The organism is Micromonospora sp. NPDC007208 (genome assembly GCF_042869175.1).
Classification (GTDB): Bacteria; Actinomycetota; Actinomycetes; order Mycobacteriales; family Micromonosporaceae; genus Micromonospora; species Micromonospora foliorum.
Map to the genome: position 1 here is coordinate 168,047 of NZ_JBIAFG010000005.1, position 20,439 is coordinate 188,485.

17 protein-coding genes and 1 tRNA gene are annotated in these 20,439 nt (G+C 70.2%); 9 read left to right on the forward strand and 9 right to left on the reverse strand.

What is annotated here, in order from left to right; translation table 11 throughout:
• The first annotated feature begins 88 nt into the window (after positions 1-88).
• Positions 89-2,488, forward strand: coding sequence for a glycoside hydrolase family 65 protein (locus ACFYL6_RS12605; protein WP_387170646.1), 2,400 nt, complete (start codon positions 89-91; stop codon positions 2,486-2,488).
• Between the two features lie 99 nt (positions 2,489-2,587).
• Here the strand turns inward: ACFYL6_RS12605 and ACFYL6_RS12610 are convergent, their stop codons facing one another.
• Positions 2,588-3,052, reverse strand: a complete 465-nt coding sequence (locus tag ACFYL6_RS12610) for a hypothetical protein (RefSeq protein ID WP_387170648.1) — start codon at positions 3,050-3,052, stop codon at positions 2,588-2,590.
• A gap of 145 nt (positions 3,053-3,197) precedes the next feature.
• Between ACFYL6_RS12610 and ACFYL6_RS12615 the strand changes: the two genes are divergently transcribed.
• From ACFYL6_RS12615 to ACFYL6_RS12625, 3 genes are all read left to right on the forward strand, one after another.
• Entirely contained in the window at positions 3,198-3,986 is a 789-nt protein-coding gene (locus tag ACFYL6_RS12615; protein WP_387170650.1) for an SAM-dependent methyltransferase, read from the forward strand.
• A 75-nt stretch (positions 3,987-4,061) separates the two neighbouring features.
• Positions 4,062-5,222, forward strand: coding sequence for a low temperature requirement protein A (locus tag ACFYL6_RS12620; protein ID WP_387170652.1), 1,161 nt, complete (start codon positions 4,062-4,064; stop codon positions 5,220-5,222).
• Between the two features lie 27 nt (positions 5,223-5,249).
• Positions 5,250-6,149 carry a GNAT family N-acetyltransferase gene (locus tag ACFYL6_RS12625; protein ID WP_387170654.1) on the forward strand — a complete coding sequence of 300 codons (900 nt, stop codon included), beginning with the start codon at positions 5,250-5,252 and terminating at the stop codon, positions 6,147-6,149.
• 829 nt (positions 6,150-6,978) lie between these two features.
• Here ACFYL6_RS12625 and ACFYL6_RS12630 read toward each other — a convergent pair.
• Positions 6,979-7,857 (reverse strand): LysR family transcriptional regulator, encoded by an 879-nt coding sequence (locus tag ACFYL6_RS12630; RefSeq protein ID WP_387170656.1) that lies wholly within the window; start codon positions 7,855-7,857, stop codon positions 6,979-6,981.
• Between the two features lie 137 nt (positions 7,858-7,994).
• Between ACFYL6_RS12630 and ACFYL6_RS12635 the strand changes: the two genes are divergently transcribed.
• Complete coding sequence (locus ACFYL6_RS12635; RefSeq protein ID WP_387170658.1) at positions 7,995-8,606, forward strand: dihydrofolate reductase family protein; 612 nt, start codon at positions 7,995-7,997, stop codon at positions 8,604-8,606.
• Positions 8,603-9,544, forward strand: a complete 942-nt coding sequence (locus tag ACFYL6_RS12640; protein ID WP_387170660.1) for a GNAT family N-acetyltransferase — start codon at positions 8,603-8,605, stop codon at positions 9,542-9,544. The genes ACFYL6_RS12635 and ACFYL6_RS12640 overlap by 4 nt, the downstream gene beginning before the upstream one ends.
• 24 nt (positions 9,545-9,568) lie before the next feature.
• Here ACFYL6_RS12640 and ACFYL6_RS12645 read toward each other — a convergent pair whose 3' ends face one another.
• From ACFYL6_RS12645 to ACFYL6_RS12660, 4 genes are all read right to left on the reverse strand, one after another.
• Positions 9,569-11,605, reverse strand: coding sequence for an ABC transporter permease subunit (locus ACFYL6_RS12645; RefSeq protein ID WP_387170662.1), 2,037 nt, complete (start codon positions 11,603-11,605; stop codon positions 9,569-9,571).
• Entirely contained in the window at positions 11,602-13,032 is a 1,431-nt protein-coding gene (locus ACFYL6_RS12650) for an extracellular solute-binding protein (protein WP_387171163.1), read from the reverse strand. The genes ACFYL6_RS12645 and ACFYL6_RS12650 overlap by 4 nt, the downstream gene beginning before the upstream one ends.
• 437 nt (positions 13,033-13,469) lie before the next feature.
• On the reverse strand, positions 13,470-14,276 hold the full coding sequence (locus tag ACFYL6_RS12655) for an IclR family transcriptional regulator (RefSeq protein ID WP_387170664.1): 807 nt from the start codon (positions 14,274-14,276) through the stop codon (positions 13,470-13,472).
• A gap of 242 nt (positions 14,277-14,518) precedes the next feature.
• On the reverse strand, positions 14,519-15,367 hold the full coding sequence (locus ACFYL6_RS12660; RefSeq protein ID WP_387170666.1) for an SdrD B-like domain-containing protein: 849 nt from the start codon (positions 15,365-15,367) through the stop codon (positions 14,519-14,521).
• Positions 15,368-15,716: 349 nt separating this feature from the next.
• On the opposite strand from ACFYL6_RS12660, the gene ACFYL6_RS12665 reads away from it, so the two are divergent.
• Positions 15,717-16,136: a hypothetical protein gene (locus ACFYL6_RS12665; RefSeq protein WP_387170668.1), complete on the forward strand. Its 420-nt coding sequence runs from the start codon at positions 15,717-15,719 to the stop codon at positions 16,134-16,136.
• Between the two features lie 147 nt (positions 16,137-16,283).
• Here ACFYL6_RS12665 and ACFYL6_RS12670 read toward each other — a convergent pair.
• Positions 16,284-16,355: transfer RNA gene (locus tag ACFYL6_RS12670), tRNA-Lys, on the reverse strand.
• Between the two features lie 207 nt (positions 16,356-16,562).
• On the opposite strand from ACFYL6_RS12670, the gene ACFYL6_RS12675 reads away from it, so the two are divergent.
• Entirely contained in the window at positions 16,563-16,865 is a 303-nt protein-coding gene (locus tag ACFYL6_RS12675; RefSeq protein ID WP_387170670.1) for a hypothetical protein, read from the forward strand.
• Between the two features lie 148 nt (positions 16,866-17,013).
• Complete coding sequence (locus ACFYL6_RS12680) at positions 17,014-18,096, forward strand: NAD-dependent epimerase/dehydratase family protein (RefSeq protein ID WP_387170672.1); 1,083 nt, start codon at positions 17,014-17,016, stop codon at positions 18,094-18,096.
• A 132-nt stretch (positions 18,097-18,228) separates the two neighbouring features.
• On the opposite strand, the gene ACFYL6_RS12685 is transcribed toward ACFYL6_RS12680, so the two are convergent.
• Together ACFYL6_RS12685 and ACFYL6_RS12690 are read right to left on the reverse strand one after the other, a co-directional pair.
• Complete coding sequence (locus ACFYL6_RS12685; RefSeq protein WP_387171165.1) at positions 18,229-19,413, reverse strand: hypothetical protein; 1,185 nt, start codon at positions 19,411-19,413, stop codon at positions 18,229-18,231.
• A 251-nt stretch (positions 19,414-19,664) separates the two neighbouring features.
• Complete coding sequence (locus ACFYL6_RS12690; RefSeq protein ID WP_387170674.1) at positions 19,665-20,414, reverse strand: ZIP family metal transporter; 750 nt, start codon at positions 20,412-20,414, stop codon at positions 19,665-19,667.
• Positions 20,415-20,439: the final 25 nt, after the last annotated feature.

Genomic DNA, 20,439 nt, shown 5'->3' on the forward strand with positions numbered 1-20,439 from the left:
GGACGCTCCACACCACCTTCGTCCAGGATTCGCACAGCCGGCTCTGGTTGGCTGGTCCAGGACGACGTCCGCATCCACGGGAGGCTTCGTGCAGACCGGTTCGACCACCGATCAACCGCAGCCCACCGCCGCGACGGCGGACGACGAGACCTGGCGGATCCGGCGTACGGAGGCCGACCTGGACCGGCTCGGCGAGACCGAGTCGATCTTCGCGTTGGGCAACGGGTGGATCGGCTGGCGCGGGGTGCTCGACGAGGGCGCCCCGTGCGGAATGCCGGGCAGTTACGTCAGTGGCTTCCACGAGCGGCGCGAGCTGAGTTATCCCGAGGAGGGGTACGGGTTCCCGTCGGCCAGCGACACCGTCATCAGCGCACCGAACGCCGCACTGATCCGACTCTGGGTCGACGACGAGCCGCTGGACCTCCGGACCGGGACGCTGCGCAGCCACGAACGGGTGCTCGACCTGCGTACCGGCGTGCTGCGCCGGGAGACCGAGTGGATCTCACCGGCCGGGCGGGGCGTACGCATCCGCAGCACCCGGTTGGTGTCCCTGCCGCGTCGCCCGGTGGCCGCCGTCCGGTACGAGGTCGAGCCGTTGGACACCGCCGTCGAGCTGCGGGTCTGCTCGGATCTGCTGGCCAACGAGAAGGTGCCGGAGCGTTCGGACGACCCTCGGGCCGCCTCGGTGCCCACCGACCCGCTGACCGCCGAGACGTACCGTGCGACAGGCCTCGACGGCGTGCTGGTGCACCGCACCGAGCGCAGCGGCCAGCGTGTCGCGGTCGCGGTCAGTCACCTGCTGGAGGGGCCGGGCACGGTGACCACCACAGGTGACTGCACCCCGGACCGGGTCCGGCTGACCGTGACGGGTCGCCTGCACCGGGGGGAGCGGTTGCGGCTGACGAAGTTCGCGGCCTACGAGTGGGCGGCGGTCGACGCGACGCCCGCCGACGAGCTGGCCGCCCTGGTCGCCGCCGAGGCGGACGCGGCCCGCGCGGACGGCTTCGACGCACTGCTCACCGACCAGCGGGCCGCCCTGGGCGCGGCCTGGCAGGTCGCCGACGTGCAGCTCGACGGCGATCCGGAGCTTCAGCAGGCCGTTCGGTTCGCGATGTTCCACCTGATCCAGGCCGGTCGTCCGGACTCCGACCGGACCATCTCGGCGAAGGGGTTGACCGGCAACGGCTACGACGGGCACGTGCTCTGGGACACCGAGAGTTACGTCCTGCCGGTGCTCACCTACCTGGCCCCGGCGGTGGCCCGCTCGGCGCTGAGGTGGCGGCACGCCCACCTACCCGAGGCGCGGGAGCGGGCCGCCGAGCTGCGGTTGACCGGCGCGACCTTCCCGTGGCGCACCATCGGCGGCCGGGAAAGCTCCGGCTACTGGCCGGCGGGCACCGCCGCACTGCACGTCAACGCCGACATCGCCGACGCGGTGTTGCGTTACCTGGCGGCCACCGACGACAAGCGGTTCCTGGCCGAGGCGGGGCTGGAACTGCTTGTGGAGACGGCCCGGCTCTGGCACGGCTTCGGCCACTGGTCGGGCGAGGGCGACTTCCACCTGCACGGCGTGACCGGCCCGGACGAGTACGCCGCGCTTGTCGACGACAACGTCTTCACCAACCTGATGGCGAAGCGCAACCTGCGCGGCGCGGCGGACGCCGCCGAGGGGCATCCCGAGCTGGCCGACCGGCTCGGCGTGGACCGCGACGAGGTGGCCGGTTGGCGGGCCGTCGCCGACGCGATGGCCATCCCGTACGACCCTGAGCGCGGGGTGCACCAGCAGGCCGCCGGCTTCACCGAACAACCCGAGTGGGACTTCGCGAACACCGGCGACAACGACTACCCGTTGCTGCTGCACTTCCCGTACCTGGAGCTGTACCGCAAACAGGTGGTCAAGCAGGCCGATCTGGTGCTGGCCATGCAGCTCTGCCCCGGCGAGTTCACCGCCGACGAGAAGGCCCGCAACCTGGCCTACTACCAGGCCCGCACCGTCCGCGACTCGTCGCTGTCGGCGGCCCCGCAGGCCGTGCTGGCCGCCGAGGTCGGGCACCTGGACCTGGCGTACGACCTGTTCGCCGAGTCGGTCCTACAGGACCTGGCCGACCTGGGCGACAAGACCGCCGACGGGCTGCACCTGGCCTCGCTGGCCGGCGCGTGGCTCGCGCTGGTGCAGGGCTTCGGAGGGTTGCGCGACGACCGGCGGGTGCTCTCCTTCGACCCCCGGCTGCCGCGACGGATCGACCGGCTGGCGTTCAGCCTGCGCTGGCGCGGCCACCGGCTGCGGGTCACGTTGACTCCGGCCGAGGCCCGCTACGAGCTGCCCGACGCCTCCGGAGATGCCGAGGTCGAGCTGTGGCACCACGGCGAGTCGCTGCGGGTCACCGGCACCGAGCCGGTCACCCGGCCGATGCCGCCGGTGCCCGACCCCGGCCCGGAGCCGCCCTCCCCGCCCGGCCGCCGCCCCACCCGCCGCTCGGCCGACTGAGCCGCCTCGGTCGGTCCAGGGCCCGACCACGGCTCGGGCTCAAGCCGACCGCGGCTCCGGGCCCTGGATCGCTGCGGCGTGGGCTGCTGCGGCCGGGGCTCAGGTCGGCGCGAGGCCGCCGGCCATCCGCTCGCGGACGGCCTCCAGCTCCTCGAAGGCGTATGCCCAGTTGTGGCACTTGAAGCTGCGCAGACCGTCGATCGCGGTGTGACAGTCGGAGCAGCGCACCCCGGCGATGGCATTCGGGATCTCGGTGTTGACGTACTTGCGCTCGCCCAGGATGACCGTGGCGATCATCGCCTTGTCGTGCAGGCCGGAGAGCGCCGACGAGACGATGTCGTACCAGGTGACCCGCCGGCGGCACTTCGGGCAGTCGGGTTCGTCGCCGCTGACCCAGAGCGGGGCGCCGATGCTGCGTGCCGGCATGCCCAGCAGTTTCTCCAGCCGCCGGACGTCCGACTCGGGGGTGGTCCAGCGGTGTCGGCCGGGCAGTGATGCGGGCGAGTCGTACACGGCGCGGAACAGGTCGTGATCGACCTGCACGGTCTCGCGCTGAGCCGTCATCGGCGTCCCTCCTCGTTGAGTCGGTGCCCCCACCGTGGTCAGCGGTGACCATGGGCGCAGCCGGATCAACGACACGAGGGGTCAGCGGGTCGTCGCCGCAGGTGTTAGACATCGGTTTCCGCTCCCGCCGCCGAAGGGATCCCGCATGACCGACCAGCCGGCACCTGACGTCACCACCCGACCCAACGTCGCCCGGATGTACGACTACTTCCTCGGGGGCAGCCACAACTTCCCGGCCGACCGGGCCGCCGCCGACCGGGTGCTGGAGATCTTCCCGGAGACCGGGGTCGCCGCCCAGACCAACCGGCGCTTCCTGCGCCGAGCCGTCCGGTACGCCGCCGAGCAGGGCGTACGCCAGTTCCTGGACATCGGCGCCGGGTTGCCCACCCAGGACGCCGTGCACGAGGTGGTGCGGGCCGTGGCACCCGACGCGCGGGTGGTCTACGTCGACTACGACGAGGTGGCCGTCGGGTACGCCCGGCAGTTGCTGACGGGCGTACCCGGCACCGCGGTCGTGCGGGGCGACCTACGACGGCCGGACGAGTTGCTGGCCGACCCGGACGTGCGGGCCACCCTCGACCTGGACCAGCCGGTGGCGGTGCTGCTCCTCGCGGTGCTGCACTTCGTGCCGGACCACGACGACCCGTGGGCGGCGGTCGCCCGGCTGCGGGACGCCACCGTGCCCGGCAGTCACCTGGTGCTGTCCCACCTGACGTTGGACGGCATCCCGCCGGAGTTGGCCGAGCGCGGCCAGGCCGTCTACCGCAACAGCAGCGCGCCACTGGTGCCCCGCACGCGCGCCGAGACGGCACGCTTCTTCGCCGGGTACGACCTGGTGGAACCCGGCCTGGTCGCCACCACCCGGTGGCGACCGGACGGTGAGCCGGAGACCGTGGACGCACACGGGTACGCGGGGGTGGGCGTCCGCCGCTGACCCCGCTTTCGCCTCCGGTGGCCGGCCTCGGGTGGTACGACGGACGCAGGGCGTGCGCCAGCGGGAGGAGCGCCGATGGCGAGCAGACCCGAGCGGCTGCTGCGGGGCGGTGACTCGCCGCTGAGCGCCTCGTTCCTGGAGCTCTTCTTCGATCTGGCCTTCGTTCTCGCCCTCAGTCAGCTGGCCACCCACCTGCTGCACGACCTCAGCGTCGCCGGCGCGCTCCGTACCGCCCTGCTGTTGACCGGGGTCTGGTGGATCTGGGTGACCACCACCTGGTTCGCCGACTGGTACGACCCGGAGAGCCCGGCGGTGCGGTGGTTGCTGGTCGGTGCCGCGCTGGGCAGCCTGCTGGCCGGGGTGGCGATCCCGCAGGCGTTGGATGGGCGGGGCCTGCTCTTCGCCGGCGCGTACGTCTTCGTGCATGTCGGCCGGAGCGTGTTCACCGTCCTCGCGCTGCGCGGTCACCCGCGGCAGAGCCGCGCGCTGCGCATCCTCTGCTGGTTCAGCGTCTCCGCCGTACCGTGGTTGGCCGGTGGGTTTCTGCCGGAGTGGCGGGTGCCGCTCTGGCTGCTCGCCCTCGCCGTCGACCTCACCGGCCCCCGACTCGGCTGGCCCACTCCACGGATGGGCCGGACCCGGCCGCAGGAGTTGCACCTGGCCGCCGAGCACTTCGCCGAGCGGTACCAACAAATCATGATCATTGCGCTCGGCGAGCTCGTCCTGGTCGCCGGCCTCTCGTACGCCGCCACCGACCTCGCCCTTGCGCAGACCGCCGCGTTCCTGCTGGTCTTCGCCACCGGGGTGCTGATCGGTCTGCTCTACGTCACGCCCGCCGGTCAGCGCCTCGGCCCGGCCATCGAGCGCGCCGACCCGTCCCGACTCGGCGTCATCACCGGATACCTGCACCTGGTGATGGTCGCCGGGCTGGTGGTCACCGCCGTCGGCGCCGAACTGAGCATCGCCCATCCCCTGCGGACCGGCGACACGACGGCGGTCCTGGTCATCCTGAGCGGTCCGACGCTGTTCCTCGCTGGGCGGATCCTCTTCTCGGCGGCGATCCACCGTCGACTCTCCTGGCCCCGGGTCGCCGCCCTGTTCGTGCTGATCGGTGCGGCGGCGGTCCCACGGCTGCCGCTGTTGGCGGTCAGCGCGGTCGCCACCGGCGTGGTGCTCGTGGTGGTCGTCCTGGACCACGCCGGAATCCTGTCCTACCGCCACCGACCTGGCGCGTAGGCAAGAAGCCTGACTAAAGTCAGGTATATGGACTCGGCTCTCATCGCCGCCGTGCGGCGGTTCAATCGGACGGTCACCCAACGGGTGGGCGCGCTCGACGACGAGTACATGGCCCAGGGGCGCCCCCTGGGGCAGGCTCGACTGCTCTGGGAGATCGGCCCCGCCGGTGCCGAGGTCGCCGCCTTGCGAGCCCGGCTCGGCCTGGACTCCGGCTACCTCAGCCGCCTCCTGCGCACCCTCGAGAACGACGGCCTCATCGCCGTGGGGTCGGCCGACCAGACCGGTGGCGACGGCCGCGTCCGCGTCGCCACCCTCACCGACGCCGGCCGGACCCAGTGGGCCGACCTCGATCAGCGGTCGGACGATCTCGCCGCCTCGATCCTCGAACCGCTCACCGAAGAGCGTCGCGAACGACTCGTCACCGCCATGGCCGAGGTCGAACGGCTGATCATGGGCTCGATGGTCGTCATCGAGCCGTGCCCGCCGAGCGATCCGCGAGCCCGTGCGTGCCTGCGGGCCTACGTCCGCGACATCGCACGACGACTCGACGGCGGGTTCGACCCCGCACTGAGCAAACCGCTCCCCGATGAAGCGCTCGTCCCGCCCAACGGGGTTCTCCTGCTCGCCACCCTCAACAGCGAACCGATCGGCTGCGGCGCGGTCAAACTCCACCCCGACGCGCCTGCCGAGGTCAAACGCGTGTGGGTGGCCGACACCGTACGCGGGCTCGGCGTCGGGCGGCGGCTGTTGGGCGAGCTGGAACGGTACGCAGCCGAGCGAGGTGCGACAGCGGTCCGGCTGGACACCAACCGCAACCTCACCGAGGCGATCGCGCTGTACCGGGCGACCGGTTACCAGGAGATCGAGGCGTACAACACCGAGCACTACGCCCACCACTGGTTCGAGAAACGGCTGGTGACGGCGTAGCGGTCGGGTCAGCTCTCGGGCGACGTCGGTCCTTCGGGTCCACCGGTTGGCCGGCGGCTAACCGACGAAGGGCTGCCGGCGTGGAAGTATCGATGGATGTTCAAGCGACTGTTCGAGGGGCGGTCGGAGCGCTGCCGCGGTTGCGGGCTGCAGATCCCGCAGGGCGAGCGGAGCGACGTCGAGCGCAGACACAGCACACCGTGGTGCAGGTCCTGCCTTGATCTGCTCGTCACGGAGAAGCGGAACAGAGAGGAACGAGAGCGCAACGAAGCCCGGGACCTGGTCCGCCGTTGGCTGGACAACGCCCCGACGTACGAACCGACCCACCCGGCCCGGGACTGGCAGCGGCATGAGGCGCTCCGGGACCAGCACCTTCCGCGAGGTGAGCCTCTGCTGCACGTCCTCGATTTCGGCGATGCGCAGGACGCCCTGACGGAGCTGCGGCTACAAGGGTCCCAACTGTCTGACCGGGAGTGGCCCGCGCCCTTCCCGGAGAAGCAGCGGATTGGTCTCATCAGTTTCGAGGATCGCGCGTTGCGTGAGTTCGACAGGCTCGCCGCGGACCCCTACGCCGCTGTGCCCGGGCACCTCGACGCGCTGTACCGCCTCTATCTGAGCGGATCTGCCACGAGCATGGAGGCGCGACAAACCACCTACATCGGCAGCCTTTACCGCAGCTGGGACCGCATTCACTGGTGTGGGTCGAAACGTTGCGGGAAACCATCTACGGGTAGTCGTCGCGTCCCCCACCGAACCCGCCGGCCGGGCCTTCCGCCCACTGCAAGCGTCGGCTGTCCGGGTGCCTGTCGGTCAGGTCCCTGCTCGCATTTCAGCGGGACGCTGTTGTCGCCGCGATGGCGGCGAACGATCGGATCAGTTCCGTCTCGTTGCCGGTGCGCCAGATCAGCCCCCACTGTGCCGGCGGGGCATCGCTGATGGGCACATAGGCGAGGTCCGGCCGGGCGTAGTAGCGGGCGGCCTGGGCGTGGACGGGCGAGACGGCCTCGCCGGTGGCGAGGATCGGGATCATCTCCTGAAAGTTGGAGACGGACGGGCCGATGCGGATCAGACGGCCACTGGGTGTGCGCAGGGGCACCAGGACCTCCCGCCAGTAGTCAGGCCGGGCCCCGCCCATCACCGTCTCGTCCGCCAGATCCTCGTAGGAGACCGACTCACGACTGGCGAACCGGTGACCTGCCCCGACGGCCAGCACGATGGATTCGGTGTAGATGACCGGGCCGACGGTGAGGTCCGGCTCCTTGACGGGCAGCCACACGATCTGCACGTCGATGTCGCCAGCGCGCAGCTGACCGAAGGGATCGCCGAAGTCGACATGCCGGAGCTGCACCTCGCACTCAGGGTGGTCCTTCGCGAACCCGTCGAACAACTCGCGGAAGTCGTGGAGGTTGACGGCGATCGACCCGACCCGCAGCACCCCGGTCTTGCCGTGGGCGGCGAGCCTGGCCCGGTCCATGCCCTCGTGCAGACCTCGGTACATGGGTTGGATGTCGTCGAAGAGCCGTTGGCCGATCGGTGTGAGTGCCACCTGCCGGTTGTTCCGCTCGAACAGGGCGGCGCCGATCCGACGTTCCTGCTTCTTGATCGCCTGGCTGACCCGGGCCTGGGTTACGTGCAGCCGCTCGGCGGTGCGGGTGAAGTGCAGTTCCTCCGCCAGGGTCAGGAAGATCTCGATGTCGCGGAGTTCCATGTACTGTTCCCGATCCACGCATTAGCGAAGGGTTATGGCACGTTACCAGTTGTGATCTTGTAGCCCGGTGCCCCGCCGGGCAGGCTGATGGACGCAGCCGCAGAACAGCATCCGGCAGCCTGAACGAGGAGATCGTCGTGCGCAAGCTCGTGTATTACATCGCCACCACCCTGGACGGCTTCATCGCCGGCCCCGACGGCGCCGACCCCACCGGCCCCGGCGGGTTCTGGCCCGTTCCAGACGACTACCTGCGGCATCTCGTCGCGGAGTACCCGGAGACCCTCCCCGGCCCGGCCCGGCAGGCGTTCGGCATCACCGATCAGGGCAGCCGGTTCGACACCGTGCTGGAAGGGCGTCACTCCTACGAGGTGGGGCTGAAGGCCGGCGTGACCGACGCGTACCCCCACCTGCGCCATCTGGTGTTCTCCCGCACCCTGGGCAGCAGCCCGGACCCGGCCGTCGAGGTCATCGACCAGGACCCCATTGCCACGGTACGAGAGCTCAAGCGGCACGACGGCAAGGACGTCTGGGTGATCGGCGGCGGCGCCCTGGCCGGTGCTCTCTACCCCGAGATCGATCAACTGATCGTCAAACTCGCCCCGCTGACCATTGGCGCAGGCATCCCGCTCTTCGGCCGCGACGCCGTCTTCGCCCCGCGCACCTGGCGTCTGACCGACCACACCGTTCTAGATAGCGGCGCCCTCTTCCTGACCTACACCCGCACCGAGGCCGGAGACGAGTCCGCATGAGCACATTCCCCGGCGTCACGATCCGTCCCATCACCGGGCCGGACGAGGTCGATCTGTTCAACCGCCTCCCGTACACCATCAACCACGAACTCGCCGACGACCTCGCCGACAAGCGCCGCCGGCCGGAGTGGATGTGGGTGGCTCTGCACGGCGACCGTCTGCTGGCCAGGGTCGCCTGGTGGGGCCGAAGCGGCGACAGCACCCCGTTGCTGCTGGACATCCTCGACGTCGACGACACCGCCGAGGATCTGACCGAGGTGGCACAGGCGCTGTACGAGACGGCCGCCAGGCAGGTTCTGCCGACCGGGACCACCCCTCCCGAGTACGGGCGCTTCATCCCGGCGGACTGGCGCGAGGACCCGGACGCGTACCGGGCGGTGCGACTGAGGATGGGCGTGCTGGAGAACGCCGGCGCACACCTGACTGTCGAACGGCTGCGCCTGGAATGGAGCCCGGCGGCAGGCGTACCGACGCCGGACCGCCGCCTGGCCTTCCGCCCGGTCGGCGACACCGACGAACTGATCGCGCTGATGACCCGCACCCTGGACGGGACCCTGGACGCGCACAGTCGTAGCGACCTGGCGGAGATGTCCCCGCACGAGGCCGCGGTCAAGCACTACGAGCAGGAGTTCGCCACGTACTCCAGCCCTCGTGAGTGGTGGCGCATCGGCACCCTGGGCGAGGACGGCGAGCCCGTCGGGTTCGTCGTCCCGGCCCGCAACGCCTACCACCCGGTGATCGCCTACCTCGGCGTCGTCCCGGAGCACCGGGGCCACGGGTACGTCGACGGGCTCCTCGCCGAAGGCACCCGGATCCTGGCCGAGGAGAACGTGCCACGCATCCGCGCCGCCACCGACCTGGGCAATGCCCCGATGGCGAAAGCCTTCGCCCGCGCCGGCTACGTCAACTTCGAGCGCGCCATCAACATGGCCTGGTAGCGCTGGCCGGCCGGCTGCCCCCGCTCAGCCCTTCACCGCGCCCGCGGTCAGCCCTTCGGTGAGGAAGCGCTGCCCGAGGGCGTACATGATCACCACGGGGATGCTGACGAGCAGCGACGCGGCGGCGAGTTGTCCCTGCGGTACGACGTCCCCGGCGATCATCGACTGCATCCCCACCGGGAGCGTCTTGTACTCGTCCTTGGTGATGAACACGAAGGCGAAGAGGAACTCGTTCCAGGCGTTGGTCAGGGTGAAGAGCGCGACCGCCAGCAACCCGGGCTTGGCGAGGGGCAGCACCACCCGGCCGAACGCCTGGATGCGGCTGCAACCGTCGACAAGCGCGGCCTCCTCCAGCTCGATGGGGATCGACGAGAAGTACCCGACCAGCAGCCAGGTCGCGAACGGCAGCGTGAAGGTCGGGTACGTCACCACCAGGGACCACAACGAGTCGGTGAGCCGGGCGCCGATGAGCATCTGGTACAGCGGGATGAACAACAGCGCGCCCGGCATCACGTAGGTGAGCAGCACCGTGACGGTGAAGCCCTGCGCCCCGCGGAACCGGAGCCGGGCCAGCGCATAGCCCGCCAGGGCGGCGCAGACCAGGGCCACCGCCGTGGACGCCGCGGACACCAGCAGGGTGTTGAGGTACCAGCGGCCGAACGGCTGGTTGTCGAACAGGGCGCCGAACTGCTCCAGGGTCCACGGCGTCGGCCACAGGTCGTCGGTGCGCATGACGACCTGGCCCTCGGACTTGAAGGCCGTGACGGCGATCCAGTACAGCGGACCCAGCACGAAGAAGAGCAACCCGGCCAGCGCGGCCCAGGACCCCAGGCCCGACACCACTGACGACGACCGGCGACCACCCCGGGACTGAAGGGTCGACACCACCCGGCCGACCGCCGCCGCGACCAGCAGGATCACACCGAGGACCACCGCCGCCTTCCAGAAGATCTGCGGTGATGCCCAGGCCAGCAGGCCGGTGACCAGCGCGGCGACGACCCACGGCAGCGCCTTCCGCGCCGTCCCGGCCCACCGTCGGGTCCCGATCCACCGTGCTGTCCGGCGTCGCCGCGGCAGTTTGATCGTGGTGTCCTGGCGCAACAACCGGACCAGGACGAACACCAGCCCGCCGATGATCGGCAGCATGACGAGCGTGACCGCCGCGCCCGCGCCGTACTGGAGTTGCAGGATCGCCTTCGAGTAGGCGATGAGCACGTACGGCGCGGTCACGTCGCCCGGGCCGCCCTGCGTCAGCAACCAGACGAGGTCGAAGTTGTTGAACGTCCAGATCGACGACAGGGTCACCGTCACGGTGATCACGTGGCGCAGGCCGGGCAGCGTCACGTTTCTGAACCGCTGCCACGCCGAGGCGCCGTCGATGGTCGCCGCCTCGTAGAGGTCCGCGGGGATGGCCTTCAAACCCGCGAGGAAACACACGGTGAAGAACGGCACCCCCTTCCAGACGTTGACCAGGATCACCGACGGCATGGCCAGCGACGCGTCGGACAACCAACCGGCCGGCCAGCTGTCGACCAGGTGCGCGCTGGCCAGCAGCGGCCCGATTCCGGTGGCGGTGAGCAGCGTGTTGACGCTGCCGAAGATCGGGTCGAGCAGCGCGCGCCAGCTGAACGCCGTCACCACCGTCGGCACCACCCACGGCACGAGGAGCAGCCCGGCCAGCACGGCCCGCCCACGCCGCCGATGGTGCAGCAGCAGGGCCGCCGCCAGCCCCAGCACGACCTTGAAAACCTCGGCGTACGCGGTGAAGACGAACGAGTTCACCACGCCGGTGTGGAACTGGTCGTCGCCGACAAGCGCGAGGTAGTTGTCCAGGCCGACGAAGACGGTGTCCTGCCCGTGCCGTTCGGTGGTGCTGGTGATGATCGACCGGGCGATCGGCACGAGGACGAGCCCGCCGACCAGCACGGCCATCGGCGCCAGGAACAGTGCCGCCAGCCGCCAGTCGCGCCCCAGCCGCCGCTGGACCGCCGTGAGGGAGCCGGGTCCCGGCGGCGGGGACTTCCTCGCCGCCGGGACCCGCGCCTGACGGACCGACCTCACTGCCGCAGCCCCTGCTGGTTGAAGATCTGCACCATCTTCGCGTGGGCGGCCGTCACGGCCTGCGCCGGCGCCGTGCCCTGGACGACCTGCTGCATCATGTCGGTGAGGACGTAGGCCGACCCCACCGCCTGCTGGCCCGCGCTTGCCTTCTGCGGGAAGGCCAGGCCGTTCTTCGTGGCCAGCGGCAGCTTCAGTTCAGTGATCTTGCGCAGCATGGGGAACGCCGGGTCGCCGCTGGTGAAGAAGGGGTCGGCGTCCCAGACCTTCTCCCAGGCGGGCATCACCAGGCCGGGCGCCTCCTTCGCCACCCCGAGCAGTGCGGGCGCGCTGACCAGGTACTGCGCCAGGAGCTTGGCGAGCGCCGGGTTCTTGGCGCCCTTGAAGACGACGAAGCCCTGCGACTGGCCGAGCAGCAGCGGATTGTCGGTCGCCGGGCCGATGCAGTCGGAGAAGACGTGGGTGTTCGCGTGTACCGGGTTCTTCTTGGTCCTGGAGTCCGCGTACACGCTGAACTGGTTGCGGGTGTAGCCGAGGATCCCGGCGAGCCAGTTCTCGTTGTTGCTGGTGTCGGTCCAGCTGGCGATCCCCGGCGGCAACATCGGCTTGTACTTGGGGTTGGTGTAGATGTCGCCGAGGAAGGTCACCGCCTGCACCGTCTCCGGGGAGTTGAAGGTGACCTTCCGGCCGTCGTTGGAGGCGATCGACCCGCCGTAGGCGTTGATAAGCGCCTCGATCATGCCGTTGCCGTCACCGGACCGGTTCACCGTCATGCCCCAGCCGAACCGGCGCTTGGTCGGATCGGAGATCTCCAGGCACAGGTCCCGCAGCTCCTCCCAGCTGTAGATGTCCTTGGGGGAGATGCCCTTGTCCTGCATCCAGTCCTTACGCAGGAACGACCCGATCCCGATGAAGTGGTACGGGATGGCGAACCATCTGCCGTCGAAGACGCAGAAGTTTTTCGCCTCGGCGCAGGGCTCGCCGTACTTGGCGGTCAGCGCCTGGACGACGTCCGTCACGTCCTCCAGGTCGCCCAGCGCCTGGAACTGCGCGACGAACCGCGAGTCGGTCATGAACGCCAGGTCACGGGCCACCCCGCCCTTGACCTCGGCGTCGATCTTGGCCACCACGTCACCGGCGTCGGCCTGGACCAGACTGTTCTCGATCTTCGTCCCGGTGGTGTCGGCGAACTTCCTGATCGAGCTGTCCAGGGCTTCGTTCGCCGCCGTCGAGTACAGCTTCTGCGACAGCATGCCCATCGAGGAGCCCTTCATCGCCGCCGCGGCGTCGATCAGCTCCTGCGGAACCTCCGGCTGCACCTTGCTGGGCGATTCGGAGTTGCCCCCACACGCGGCCAGGCCGGCCGCGCCGAGCACCCCCACCCCCATCCCCAGAAAGCCGCGCCGGGACCACACCGACTTGTCCTCCATGGACACCCGCCTCCTTCTTCTTCCGCGCACGGCTGCACGCCGAAGGCCTAGCTGGCGAACACCGCGATGGTTGTGTTGCAGTTGGTTTCTGCCGGCGTCCACCGAGGGGCGCCCGTCGAGATCAGTTCGTTACTGGGTTCCAACGGTGGTGAGCGGGCCTGCCCGTCACCGTGGGACGTCCGCTCACGCGCGCTTCGTCGGAGCCACCCGAGACATGTCGGGTGGCGCTCTCTGGGGAGCGCGACGAGGCTGAGGCGATCGGTGACCGGGCCGAGGCAGTAGCGCTGACGTTCCAGTTCGGTCGGGCCACAGGACCACCGCCGTTCGAGATTTCGAACTAGGTTCGATATACCGTATCGAGTGGTCGCGACGCTAGGGCAGTCCGACGAAGGATGTCAATGTTTCGATGTTGTTTCGAACCGAAAGCGGGAGGTTGCCTACCGAGGTTGCGCCCGGTAGCCCATGCGAGCCGACAACACAGCCGCGCCCTCGCGAACCAGCCCGGTCCACTCCACCTGTACCTGAGGCGTCCAACGAATGATCGGCGCGGACAGACTCATCCCAGCGATGATGGCGCCGGTATGGTCCCGGATCCCCGCAGCGACACAGCGCATCGCGGTGTCCGACTCGCCGATGTCGACCGCGACACCCTCCGCCCGGACACGGTTCAGATGCTCACGAAGAAGATCCGGGTCGGTGATGCTGTCCGGCGTCATGCCCGGCAGGGGGTCCTTCAGCAGGACGGCGTCCAGGTCCGCCTGATCAAGAGCCGACAGCAGTACCTTGCCGACGGCCGTGCAGTGCGCGGGCAGCCGCAGCCCGACCCCGGAAACCATCCGAACGGGGTGGGTGCTGTCGAACTTGACGAGATAGATGACATCGGCACCGTCGAGCACCGCCACATGGACCGCCTCGTCGCACGCGGCGGCCACGTCCCGCGCGACGCCCTGCGCCTCGCGTACCAGATCAAGCCGGCCCGCGAACGCCGCACCCAGCTGGAACAGCGGCATGCCGAGCCGGTACTGCACCGGCTGACCCGGTATGGAGATCAGGTACGCGCGAGCCTCAAGCGTCACGAGCAACTCGTGGACCGTGGTGCGGGGCAGGTCGAGCCGCTCCATCACCTGGCGGGCCGACAGCTGGGGGCAGTCCAGGAACAGTTCGAGGACGTCGAGCGCGCGGATGACCGCCGGTACCACACGGGGCATGTCGATAGTCCCTTCGCAGTGCCGGACCCATGTCAACGATCTCCACACGGGCCAGCACCTGAAGAGGATATCTACGTAGGCCCCCGGCGCCAGGCTCCGAACTCGTCGCCCTAGCAGGAGCCGCAGCGTCCGATGCGGTCATCGATCACGGCCTCCGGCAGCCGCTGCTGTCTATCCGGATCGCCGCCCGCCCGAAACATCTCGGGCGGGCGGCGGTGAGAGGCTCAGCTCTGGGTGACCAGGCCGGCGTCGACCACGTACTCTCCGCCATGCACGGCCTATAATTCGGCGCTGGCGACGAGCAGAGTCGGCTCGAACTGGTACGAGGTCACGATGTCCGAGTCCGTGGCGTCGTCACCCACGTCTGCGACAGTCCGGCCGTACGTGGCGGCTGCCTCCAGCCGGACCTCGTACAGCAGCTCGGTGCGGGCGGTGATCGACCAGGTTCCGTCCGGGTTGACGGTGGTCGAGCCACCGCCAATGGCCTGTCCCTGCCGATTCCACAGACTCACGTCCAACACGCCGTCCGGGCCTCCGGCGATGGCCGGCTCATCCGCCTCGCGCTGCCCATCCCGGTCAAGGTCGTGCCACACGCTGCCGCGGATGACGCACGTGCCCGAGATCGCCACCGTGACGGAGCCGGTGTTGTTGTCGGTGTTCGCCTCGCGACGTTGCGCGGTGATGCTGGTGGTGATGGGCACCCTGCTGCCCGGCGCCGCGCCGGCCACGACGAACGGCACGAACAGCCGGCTCGCCCGACCGCCAGCCGCCAGTTGCGGATGCGAGCACGTGTAGCTCGTCGTACTCACTGCCGTGCAGGTCCAGCCAGGGTCACCGACCGACGGGGTCGTGGTCCTGAGCCCGGCGGGCACCGCGACCGTGACGCTGATCGGGTCCGACGCTCCGGTGCCGTAGTTCCGGATGTCGATCTGGGCGTTGAAGGTCTCGCCCTCCGCCGGGTTCAGCACGTTGGTCATCATCAGATCGACGAGCAGATCGGGCTGGAGGCGCCCGGCCGCCACCGCGTCGGCCGGAGCGAGTGCCGCCGCGCCCCCGACAAGGGCGAGGGTGGCCAGCGAGGTGGAGAAGGTACGTCGGATCGAGCGGGAAAGGGAACGAGGGCGCATAGGTTCCTCACGTCGCAGGTGACGGCCCTCCCAGGACGGCGAAGGCCGGACTGGAGATCAAGATCTCCATTCATCCGGCGTCGCCGATCAACCTGACGTTACAAAGGTGGCGCCCGGCTTCATCGCCGACCTGTGTCGTCTATGCCGGTCGTTGCTGTTGCTCTCGCTGCCTCCGCGCGCTGCCCTCATACCTGGCGTTGGCCTGTCGGCGGCTTGGACCTGGTCTTCATCGACGCACTCCTGCCTGCGGCGTCTGTTGGCCTCGGGGCTCGCGTCGGTGGCGCCAGGTAGTTTGCCGAGAGTGAGTATGTGGCTCTACTTTCAAGGGCTCGAACCCTACGACCTGCCCGTGACCTCAGCAGGTTTTGACGCCCTATTCGATGTCGAGTTCGACGAGCTGCGCCGGCGGGTCCGCACAGGTACCGCAGCATGGCTGGAGAGCGGATTCTTCCAGCTGAATGAGCTTTACCTGCTCCAGTCGCAGTTGGGCGGCGACCGGGAACTTCCCGTCTTCGGCGGCCGGCACATACCGGACCCCGGCGGCGGGCCGGGCCACGTGGCGCTCGACCCGCCGGAAGTAACGCGGACCGCGGCGTACCTGGGACGAGTTTCGTTCCCGGACCGGTGGCAGGAGTGGCAACAACTGCCTTCGTCAGATTCCGACGAGGAGCTGCGGGAGCGCCTGGCTCAGTACCACGAGGACCTACGAGCCTTGTACGCCAGCTCCGCGGAGCGGGGTTGGGCGGTGGTCAAGCACTTCTCGTTCTAACCCGCTCGGGTTCAGGTCGTCGGCCGCAACTGCGACGACTCCTTGACCCCCAGGCAACCAACACGGCTCTGCGGCTACTGCTGCGCTGCTGCACCGGTCCGGTCACGGCAACAGTGGCCAAATGAAGGCTTGCTGACCTGTGGAAAGTGGGCCGCCAGGGACTCGAACCCTGAACCTATGGATTAAAAGTCCACAGCTCTGCCATTGAGCTAGCGGCCCGCGCGCTCAGGTTACCCGACGGTGAGCGTCGACGACTCTCGGCTTCCGGCCCACCGTCGATGGCTGAGGCTGGCCGGTGTCCGCGTACCTGATCATCACCTCGGCGACCCGGCCGGGTTCCGAGGCGCTCCGTCGGTGATCTGGAGTGAATCGAGCGACCTCCCACGGCGGTGCATGGGTGCGGGCCGGTGGGGAACCAGGACCGGCATGAGAGCAAGTCGCTCGCCGGCCGTGGCGGCCTCCGGGGAGGAGGTCGGGCGCGACGGCGTACGCCAGCCGGGCGGAGAGGTGCACGCCTGGCTGCCCGGCCAGAACCAGACGGTCTGCGGCCTGGCGCTGAGCCGGACCCGACTGCGTCGCTTCCCGCACGTGCCTTTCGACTACTCGGGTACCGATGTGCTCACCGAGGCGGACGCGGTGGGCTGGATCTGCCCCCGCTGCCTGGCCGCCACCACCGGCCGGCGGGGCAAGGAGAAGCACGGCTGGGTACGGGAGTCCCCTCGCCCTTGATCGACTCGGGATCCCGGAAGTCGGGCTGTCCTGTGCGCTCGGATACCGCGACTTCCAGGAAGTCGAGTGGATCAAGCCGCGCCCGCCGCAGGGCCCCCGCCGCGTTGGTGGGTGGTTGAGCTGCTGCTGGGCGGGTACGGGGTCGGGCATGCGGATCGTGGTGGTGGGGGCGAGCGGCAACGTCGGTACGGCGCTGCTGCGGCGGCTGCGCCGGGAACGGGGCGTGGAGCTGGCCGGGGTCGTTCGGCGGTTGCCCGGCCCGGATGCAGGCGAGCCGTACGACCAGGTGGAGTGGCACTCCTGCGACATCGGCGCGCCGGGCGCGGCCGGGCAACTCGCCGAGGTGTTCGCGGGCGCCGACGCGGTGGTGCACCTGGCCTGGCAGATCCAGCCCAGCCACGACCAGCGGGTGCTGCGCCGGACCAACGTCGAGGGCAGCCGGGCGGTGATCAACGCGGTGGTCCAGGCCGGTGTGCCGGCCCTGGTGTACGCCTCGTCGGTGGGCACCTACGCGCCAGGCCCGAAGGACCACCCGATCAGCGAGCGGTGGCCGGCCACCGGTGTGCCCGGCTCGTCGTACAGCGAGCACAAGGCGGAGGTGGAGGCGCTGCTGGACGGGGTCGAACGGGATCATCCGACGCTGCGGGTGGTACGGATGCGTCCCGGGTTGATCTTCCAGCGGGCCGCCGGTGCGGAGATCACCCGGTACTTCCTCGGCCCGCTGGCGCCGGTGCGTCTGCTGCGCTTCGGCCGTATCCCGCTGGTACCGACGAATCGCCGGTTGCGGATGCAGGCGGTGCACGCCGATGACGTGGCCGACGCGTACGCCCGGGCCGTGCTGGGTGATGCGCGCGGCGCCTTCAATGTCGCCCCGGACCCGGTGCTCACTCCGGAGCTGGTGGCCCGGCACTTCCACGGTTGGACGGTGCCGGTCGCCGCGCCGGTGCTGCGGGCGGCGGCGGCGCTGACCTGGCGGGCGCGGCTGCAACCGGTCGACGCGGGCTGGGTGGAGCTGGGTCTGAACGCCCCGCTGCTGTCCAGCGAGCGCGCGGAGACCGAGCTGGGCTGGCATCCCAAGATCAGTGCGCTGACGGCGCTCAAGGAACTCTTCGCCGGGATGGCCGACGGCGACCACACGGCAAGCCCACCGATGTCCGGCGCACGGGACCTACCCGGCCGCCCCGCCGCCCTCCTCCACGCCCGCCCCCCAGGCGAGGGAAACCCCTACTGACCCCATCCCAGCTCGTTGATCAAGAGCTTTCGGTCAGAAAACGCTGCCCCGGTGACCGAAACCTCTTGATCACCGACGCGGGCCGGGGGAGGGGGCGCGGGCGCACCAGCGCGGGCGCCGGGCGCGGGTGGGCTAGGAGAGCTTGGAGCCCGTCACCGTGGGGTTGCGGGCGCCTAGGAAGAAGATGCCGGGGAAGCCGCGGGTCTCGAACTTGGCGCTCGGGTTGCGGCGCAGGGTCGAGTTTTCGATCCTCATCGTGCCGGTGCGGTTGTTGCTCACGAAGAAGACGGCGCCGCCGCCCTCGTTCGCCTTGTTGTTCTCGATGACCGTGCCGGCGATCCGTACGGTGAACTCGTTGCCGTCGCAGTAGATCGCGCCGCCGCTGCCGCCACCCGGCATGCCGGACTTGGCTGGGTTGGCGCCGCTGCCGATCGCCTCGTTGTTCCGGAGCAGGCTGTTCAACACCACCCACGACACACCGATGCTGCTCAGCGCCCCTCCGTTGGAGCAGGAACCGCCGTCGAAGGTGCTGCTCACGACGTACACCGGCTTGTTCTCGTACTGGCTCAGTACCCGGATGGCTGCGCCACCCAGGTCGGGTCCGGTCCGGTCGCAGCGGTTGCGGACGAAGCGCGAGTTGACCACCTTCAGCCGCCCGCCGCGTACGAAGATCGCCCCACCGCCGCCGCCCTCGGCCTTCTCGCCTGTGGAGTTGCCGTCGGCGAAGGTGAGGTTCTGCACGGTGAGCTGCGGGTGGTCCTGGTTCTGGCAGTGCGAGGTGGTGAAGCCCTGGGCCTCGTCGCAGGTGTTCATGTAGAGGATGCGGCGCTGCCCCTGGCCGCTCAGCGTGACCTTGCCGCCGCCGTCCAGCACGATCTTCGGCCCGTTGGCGTTGCGGACCTTCGCCGTGGCGGCCATCTTGATGGTCACCGGGGCCGGTCCACAGTTGAACGTGATGACGCCGCCGGCCGCGACGGCCTTCACGACCGCCGCGGAGGTGCAGCTCGCCGGGGTGCCGGTGCCGATGGTCCGGGTCGGCTTGGCGGTGTCCACCGCCCGCGCCTCGGCCGGCACGGTGGCCCTGCCGTTCGGGTTGCCGGCGGCGAGCACCTTGTTGGCGGGCTTCGGGCTGGTGCTGGCGCCCGGGCCGCCGAGGCCGTCGCGGGCTCCCGGCGCGTCGCCCGGACCGCCGGTCGGCAGAACCGTCGGCGAGGCGGACGAGCCGGCCTCGAAGGCGGGGGCCGGGTCGTTGGGCGCGCAGGCGGGCAGGGTCGCGGTGGCGACACCGAGGACGAGGAGAGCGGCAAGCGACGTCATGCGCACCCCGTGATGCTAGGAGCCGCGACGGCGTCGCGACGAATCCGCCGGGCCGGTTTAACGCACCGCTAAGCCGCGCCGCCTGTCCGCCGCGCCGCCTGTCCGCCGCGCCGCTTGCCTGCCGCGCCGCTTGCCTGCCGCGCCGCTTGCCTGCCGCGCCGCTTGCCTGCCGCGCCGCTTGCCTGCCGCGCCGCCTGCCTGCCGCGCCGGGCGCGGGCCGCGCCGGGCGCCCGCCGCACCGGTCAGGTGCGTCAGGTGTGGGAGAGGGCGAAGGCGGTCAGGAAGCCGGCGACCGTGATCAGACCGACCAGGAGGTGCGCGTTCTCGAACGCCTCCGGGACCATGGTGTCGGTGATCATGGCGAGGATCGCTCCGGCGGCGAGCGCGGTGATGGCGGCCAGCACCTCCGGTGGCGCGCCACCCAGCAGCGTGTTGCCGACCAGTGCGGCGACGCCACTGATCAGCGCGATCCCGGTCCAGAGCAGGAACACGTACCGTCGGGTGCGGCCGGCCTGGCGCATGCCGGCCGCGCTGGACAGCCCCTCCGGAACGTTGCTGAGGAACACCGCCGCCACCGTGACCAGGCTGACCGCGCCGCCGCCGAGCAGGCTGGCGCCGATCACCACCGATTCGGGTACGCCGTCGAGCAGCGCGCCGACGGCGAGCGCCGACCCGGAGCCAGGCTGCTCGCTCTCCGAGGGTTGCTGGTCGCCGGACCGCTTCCGGTGCCGAGCGCCGTGCCGGGCGAGAGCCAGGTTGGCCAGGGTGTAGACCAGCGCACCGGCGGCAGCGCCGAGAGCGGTGGGCAGCAGCCCGCCCTGCGCGTGCGCCTCGGCGATCAACTCGAACGACACGGCGGAGAGCAGCACCCCCGCGCCGAACGCCATGATCGAGGCGATGAACCGCTGCGGCACCCGGGCGAACCAGCCGACCGCCGCCCCGACCAGCAGGGCCGACCCGGCCAGCAGCCCCCACCCACCCGCCTGTAACCACTCCGGCATTTGCGGGAGCGTACCCACGGTCGCC

Excerpts from the sequence above, each read along its gene's own strand:
- ACFYL6_RS12630 (WP_387170656.1), bottom strand. The coding sequence starts at position 7,857 with ATGGAACTCCGCGACATCGAGATCTTCCTGACCCTGGCGGAGGAACTG.
- ACFYL6_RS12680 (WP_387170672.1), top strand. The coding sequence starts at position 17,014 with ATGCGGATCGTGGTGGTGGGGGCGAGCGGCAACGTCGGTACGGCGCTG.
- ACFYL6_RS12690 (WP_387170674.1), bottom strand. The coding sequence starts at position 20,414 with ATGCCGGAGTGGTTACAGGCGGGTGGGTGGGGGCTGCTGGCCGGGTCG.
- ACFYL6_RS12675 (WP_387170670.1), top strand. The coding sequence starts at position 16,563 with ATGAGAGCAAGTCGCTCGCCGGCCGTGGCGGCCTCCGGGGAGGAGGTC.
- ACFYL6_RS12625 (WP_387170654.1), top strand. The coding sequence starts at position 5,250 with ATGGACTCGGCTCTCATCGCCGCCGTGCGGCGGTTCAATCGGACGGTC.
- ACFYL6_RS12685 (WP_387171165.1), bottom strand. The coding sequence starts at position 19,413 with ATGACGTCGCTTGCCGCTCTCCTCGTCCTCGGTGTCGCCACCGCGACC.
- ACFYL6_RS12610 (WP_387170648.1), bottom strand. The coding sequence starts at position 3,052 with ATGACGGCTCAGCGCGAGACCGTGCAGGTCGATCACGACCTGTTCCGC.
- ACFYL6_RS12615 (WP_387170650.1), top strand. The coding sequence starts at position 3,198 with ATGACCGACCAGCCGGCACCTGACGTCACCACCCGACCCAACGTCGCC.
- ACFYL6_RS12620 (WP_387170652.1), top strand. The coding sequence starts at position 4,062 with ATGGCGAGCAGACCCGAGCGGCTGCTGCGGGGCGGTGACTCGCCGCTG.
- ACFYL6_RS12660 (WP_387170666.1), bottom strand. The coding sequence starts at position 15,367 with ATGCGCCCTCGTTCCCTTTCCCGCTCGATCCGACGTACCTTCTCCACC.
- ACFYL6_RS12640 (WP_387170660.1), top strand. The coding sequence starts at position 8,603 with ATGAGCACATTCCCCGGCGTCACGATCCGTCCCATCACCGGGCCGGAC.
- ACFYL6_RS12650 (WP_387171163.1), bottom strand. The coding sequence starts at position 13,032 with ATGGAGGACAAGTCGGTGTGGTCCCGGCGCGGCTTTCTGGGGATGGGG.